Source organism: Haloferula sp. (genome assembly GCF_049672945.1).
Classification (GTDB): Bacteria; Verrucomicrobiota; Verrucomicrobiia; order Verrucomicrobiales; family Akkermansiaceae; genus Haloferula.
In genome coordinates this window covers 1-5248 of record NZ_JBATWY010000203.1, presented here as the reverse complement: position 1 = coordinate 5248, position 5248 = coordinate 1, and the positions used below count along the sequence as shown (strand labels likewise).

The following is a 5248-nucleotide window of genomic DNA, read 5'->3' as shown; positions in this document are numbered from 1 at the left end:
ATCCAACGCCGTTGGCCTGGGAGATTTCTCGGTCCGTTCCCCCGGGGTAGCTTGCGCAACCCCGGGCTGTGAGATTGGGGTCCCGTTGGGACGGGAGACTGTGACGTGGCAGCAGGATTCAACGCCGTTGGCGTAGGGAGATTTCTCGGGCCGTTCCCCCGGGGTAGCTTGTGCAACCCCGGGCTTTGGGATCGGTGTCCCGTTGGGACGGAAGAGTTGCCGTCGCGACGGGATTCAACGCCCTTGGCGTAGCGGGATTTATCGGTCCGTTTCCCGGGGTAGCATACGCAACCCCGGGCTTTGGGATTGTTGTCCCGTTGGGACGGAAGAGCTTGCCGAACCTCTTCAGTTCCCCTGCCTTTCATTTCAGCTTTTCAGTTTTTCAGCTTTCAGCTTTTCTACACAATCATCCCCGCCGCGACCGTTTCATTCGTTCCGGGATCGACCAGAATGAAGGAACCAGTGTTGCGGTTGCGGCGGTAGCTGTCGTGGATGACGGGGCTCGCGGTGCGGATCGTCACGCGGCCGATGTCGTTCATGGCGAAGCTGTCGACGCCCTCGATCTTGTGCAGGGTGTTGATGTCGACGAGGTACTTCACGTCGCGGATCACGGCCTGCATTTCGCGGGTGGTGTGACGGAGGATCAGTTTGGCGCGGGAAGCCATCGGCTTGTTCGAGAACCAGCAGATCATCGCTTCCAGGTCCTGAGAGACCTTGGGCGGGTTGTTCTGTTTGACGATCATGTCGCCGCGCGAGATGTCGATCTCGCTGGTCAGCGTCATGGTGACGCTTTGAGGCGCGAAGGCTTCCTCGAGTTCACCTTCCGAACTATGGATCGCCCGGACCTTGGTATTGAATCCGGAGGGGAGCACGGTGATGTCGTCGCCCGGCTTGAAGACGCCACCGGCCACTCGTCCGGCGTAGCCGCGGAAGTCGTGCCATTCGTCGCTCTGCGGACGGATCACCCATTGGACGGGAAGACGCGCGTCGACGTGGTTCTCTTCGCCACCGACGTAAACATTTTCCAGATGATAGAGCAGTGAGGGGCCCTGGTACCAATCCATATTCTCCGACTTGTCGACGACGTTGTCGCCGTTGAGCGCGGAGATCGGGATGGTGGTGATGTCGACGATGTTGTCGAGCCGTGAGGCGAAGGACTCGTAGTCCTTGATGATCTGCTTGTAGACTTCCTCGTCATAGTCGACGAGGTCCATCTTGTTGATACAGACCGCGACGTGCTGGATCCGCAGCAGGTTGGCAATGAAGCTGTGGCGCTTGGTCTGCTCGATCACGCCCTTGCGCGCATCGATGAGGATGATCGCGAGGTTGGCGGTCGAGGCTCCGGTCACCATGTTGCGGGTGTACTGGATGTGGCCCGGGGTATCGGAAATGATGAACTTGCGCTTCGGCGTGGCGAAGTAGCGGTAGGCGACGTCGATCGTGATGCCCTGTTCCCGTTCGGCCTTGAGGCCATCGGTTAGAAGCGCGAGGTTGACGTGTTCGTCGCCGCGGCGGCGCGAGCTCTCCTCAACGGCTTCGAGTTGGTCCTCGAAAATCGATTTGGAGTCATAAAGCAGGCGACCGATGAGGGTCGACTTGCCGTCATCGACGGAGCCAGCGGTGGTGAATCTGAGAAGGTCCATTGGGGAAAAACTGAAAGCTGAAAGCTGAGGTACTGAAAGGAAGATGGAGAAGCTGTTGGATGGAGCCGAAGCGCTGATTTGATTTCAGCTTTTCAGCGTTTTGGAATTTCAGTGTTTTAGAAGTAGCCTTCCTTCTTCCGGTCTTCCATTGAGGTTTCGGAGCGTTGGTCGTCGGTGCGGTTGCCGCGCTCGGTCTGGCGGGCGGCGGCGACCTCTTCGATGATCTTCTCCATGGTGTCGGCGCTCGATTCGACGGCGCCGGTGATGGTGGCATCTCCCATGGTGCGGAAGCGGATCATTTTCTTTTCCACCACTTCCCCATCACGCGGTTCGACGAAATCTCCGACGGCGAGGATGGTGCCGTTGCGGGTGATCACCTCGCGCTCGTGGGCGTAGTAGAGGCTTGGAAGAACGATGCCTTCGCGCTTCATGTACATCCAGATGTCCATCTCGGTGAAGTTGGACAGCGGAAAGACGCGGAAGTGTTCGCCGGCTTGCTTGCGGCCGTTGAAGAGATTCCACAGTTCGGGGCGTTGGTTCTTGGGATCCCACTGACCGAAGTCGTCGCGGTGGGAGAAGAAGCGTTCTTTCGCCCGCGCCTTTTCTTCGTCGCGACGTCCACCGCCGAGCACGGCATCGAACTGATGCTCTTCGATGGTGTCGAGCAGCGTGGTGGTCTGAAGCCGGTTGCGTGAGGCATCCGCGCCGGTTTCCTCGGCGACGCGGCCTTCATCGATCGATTTCTGGACCGATCCAATGATCAGGCGCGCTCCGATTTTCTCGGCGAATTCATCGCGGTAGACGATGGTCTCGGGGAAGTTGTGTCCGGTATCGACGTGGACCAGCGGGAACGGCATGCGTGCCGGGTAGAAGGCCTTGCGGGCGATCCAGGCCATGACGATCGAATCCTTGCCGGCGGAGAAGAGCAGTCCGGGCTTCTGGAACTGGGCCGCGGTCTCGCGGAGGATGAAGATCGCCTCGGCTTCGAGTTGGTCGAGGTGGGAAAGTTGGTAGTTCGGCATGATGTGATGGGCCGGGTCGGGGGGCAGTGGGAGGGTGTTAGAGGCGGATGGCGATACCCCAGCGGGGCGGCGGCGCGCAGAAAAGCGATCTCGAGGGGGATTGACAAGTAATAATTAGTTACTTGGGTAATTTAGTAATGTAATGGTTCGGGGAGTGGATCCGAGGGAGGTCGGACGGGAGGAAGTTACCCCAGTGGTGCAGCCTCGCCTCTTACGTAAAGACGTGGGTTTTCCGAGAAAATTGGCGGGCGAAGCAGCGGAAGAGATTCACCGCCAAGACGGATGGCACTCGTTTCAGCGGTCGCTCGGGTCAAAATGTCGAAGGTCTGAAAGTCGAAAGTCCGAACTGTCGAACGACTGGAGTCCTTGGGACCATGTGAGTTTGGCAGGGCGATCAAGCTAGGGAAGGATCGGACCAGGATGGATAGGATCAAAAGGATGTAGGCAATGAGATTCAGAAATCATCAGGTTTTCCATCGTGATTGGGCCAAGTGCCGGCCGTTGATCGCAGACGATGACTCCAAAATCCAATCCATCCTGGTCCAAGAATGTGCTCAGTTGGGGTTGGTTTCCCCGTAGCTCGATTGCCCTGGTGAGCTTGGGGACTCTTGACCTTTGACTATGAGACATTTGACGCGGCCTTGGCCAAGCTCCATCAACCCCGAAAATCGCGTTAACCGAATGCCACTCTCTCCAAGGCGCAAAGGCCGCCAAGCTTTGATCTCTTCGAGGTGGGTGATGATTCCATGCTTGGATGATAGCCAGAGATTTTTTGCGATCTTGGCGTCTTGGCGGTTCAATTTTCAACTTACACTGGATGGTGCGCTCAGTCTCGGCCCCGTTAGTAGGGACCCAGAAACCGACTACAGCGCGATCCCCTTGCCTCGCAGGTATTCGAGCACTTCAAAGGCCGCGTCCTCGACGCTGAGCTTTTCGGTATCGAGCACGAGATCGGGCTCCTGGGGTTCCTCAAAACTGCTGTCGCGTCCGGTGAAATGCTTCACCTTGCCATCCTTTGCCTTGGCGTAGAGGCCCTTCGGGTCACGAGCCTCGCAAGTGGCGTAGTCGGCCTTGACGTAGATCTCAGTAAAATCCTCATCGAGGATACCGCGGGCGAGATCCCGGAAGGCACCGCGCGGTGAAATCAGTGAGCACAAAACGATCACACCATTGGCCGCCAGAATCTTGGCGAGTTCGGCCGTCCGCCTAACGTTCTCCAAGCGATCGTCGTCGGTGAAGCCCAGGTTTCCATTGAGTCCGGTGCGCAAGTTGTCGCCATCCAGACGAATGCAGAAGCGCCCCTTGTCGTGAAGGACTTGTTCGAGAGCCGACGCGATTGTCGATTTCCCCGATCCAGAGAGACCGCAGAACCAGAGGACGCATCCTTTCTGGCCGAGCAGGACCTCCTTGAAATGACGAGGCAGGGTGGCGTGGGGGTGAATGTCACTTGGCATGAGCTTATCTTAGAATGGGTAATCGAATTTTAAAAACTGGAGATTATTGTCGTCCGCTTATCCGGATCAGTCGTTCCTGGCTTGATCGCGAAGCCAGTACCAGACGAACAGGCTGTTGTGAACCAGATAGCGTTTGAACAATCGTCGGGGTTCGGCGGCGATCCGATAAGCCCATTCGAGTCCACTCTTCTGAAGGATTTGGGGTGCCTGGGAGACTTCGCCTGCATGGAAGGCGAAAGCCGCCCCAATCCCGAAGTAAACGCCCGGCGGCAGTCGGTCCTTATTTTGGGCGATCCAATGCTCCTGTTTCGGGCAACCCAGTCCGACCCAGATCAGATTTGCTCCCGATTCCACGATCTTCGCGAAGATCCGCTCATTCTCGTCGGCGGGCCACTCTCCGAAGGGAGGAGAGTAGGAACCGGCCATTTCGACACCGGGATGGTCGCGAAGAAGATTCTCGGACAATTTCTCCAGGGTGCTTTCCTTACCACCTAACAGGAAGTGACGGAAGGACGGCCGATCCTCCGTCGCCTTGACGGTTTCGAGCATCAGGGTCGGGCCGTAAACTCGATCTTTGAGGCGCTTTCCCGAATCCAACTGGAGATTCATCGACCAGACCAACGGCATTCCGTCAGGGACCACAAAGTCGAAGCGATCCATCGACTTCTTGAACGCTTCATCGTGTCGGAACATCGCCGCCACGTGGGTATTCGCCGCCTCGACGGCAATCGCGCCTTCTCGAGCGGAAGCTTTCGCGAGAATCCATTCGACCGCCCCCGCATAGTCCGTGCAGGCCAATGGCAGCCCGATAACCCGAATGATGTCCATGAGTTGCAGTCTCCGAGGAGCAGCGGAGGTCACCGCTCTTCCCGAAATGCGATCCCAACACGATCGTGTTGAGAATTGAGGAAAACGATGATTGCAAGGCCCAGGGACCTCTTCGGCAACTCAAGCTCGCCGTGAGTCTGCAACAATCGCAAATCTCATCGGCGAACAGGAAGTGGCGGGGCAGGATTATTGGATCACGTGTTCGCCGCGCTTGCGCTTCTCGAACTCTTCCTTGATCCAGTGGTAGGTCTTCTCCATGCCGGTCTGGAGATCGACTTCAGGTTCCCATTTGAGTTTTTCA

4 protein-coding genes are annotated in these 5248 nt (G+C 57.5%); all 4 read right to left on the bottom strand.

Annotation, left to right across the window (positions count from 1 at the left end; all coding sequences use genetic code 11):
* Positions 1-398: 398 nt before the first annotated feature.
* Entirely contained in the window at positions 399-1643 is a 1245-nt protein-coding gene (gene cysN / locus WBG04_RS18285; protein ID WP_424316154.1) for a sulfate adenylyltransferase subunit CysN, read from the bottom strand.
* Between the two features lie 116 nt (positions 1644-1759).
* Positions 1760-2665 (bottom strand): sulfate adenylyltransferase subunit CysD, encoded by a 906-nt coding sequence (gene cysD / locus WBG04_RS18280; RefSeq protein WP_424316153.1) that lies wholly within the window; start codon positions 2663-2665, stop codon positions 1760-1762.
* An 863-nt stretch (positions 2666-3528) separates the two neighbouring features.
* On the bottom strand, positions 3529-4119 hold the full coding sequence (gene cysC, locus WBG04_RS18275; RefSeq protein ID WP_424316152.1) for an adenylyl-sulfate kinase: 591 nt from the start codon (positions 4117-4119) through the stop codon (positions 3529-3531).
* A 66-nt stretch (positions 4120-4185) separates the two neighbouring features.
* On the bottom strand, positions 4186-4947 hold the full coding sequence (locus tag WBG04_RS18270; protein ID WP_424316151.1) for a WecB/TagA/CpsF family glycosyltransferase: 762 nt from the start codon (positions 4945-4947) through the stop codon (positions 4186-4188).
* Positions 4948-5248 lie beyond the last annotated feature (301 nt).

What these genes read in the sequence shown, in the direction of transcription:
- cysD (WP_424316153.1), bottom strand. Translation starts at nt 2,665, where the DNA reads ATGCCGAACTACCAACTTTCCCACCTCGACCAACTCGAAGCCGAGGCG.
- cysC (WP_424316152.1), bottom strand. Translation starts at nt 4,119, where the DNA reads ATGCCAAGTGACATTCACCCCCACGCCACCCTGCCTCGTCATTTCAAG.
- cysN (WP_424316154.1), bottom strand. Translation starts at nt 1,643, where the DNA reads ATGGACCTTCTCAGATTCACCACCGCTGGCTCCGTCGATGACGGCAAG.
- WBG04_RS18270 (WP_424316151.1), bottom strand. Translation starts at nt 4,947, where the DNA reads ATGGACATCATTCGGGTTATCGGGCTGCCATTGGCCTGCACGGACTAT.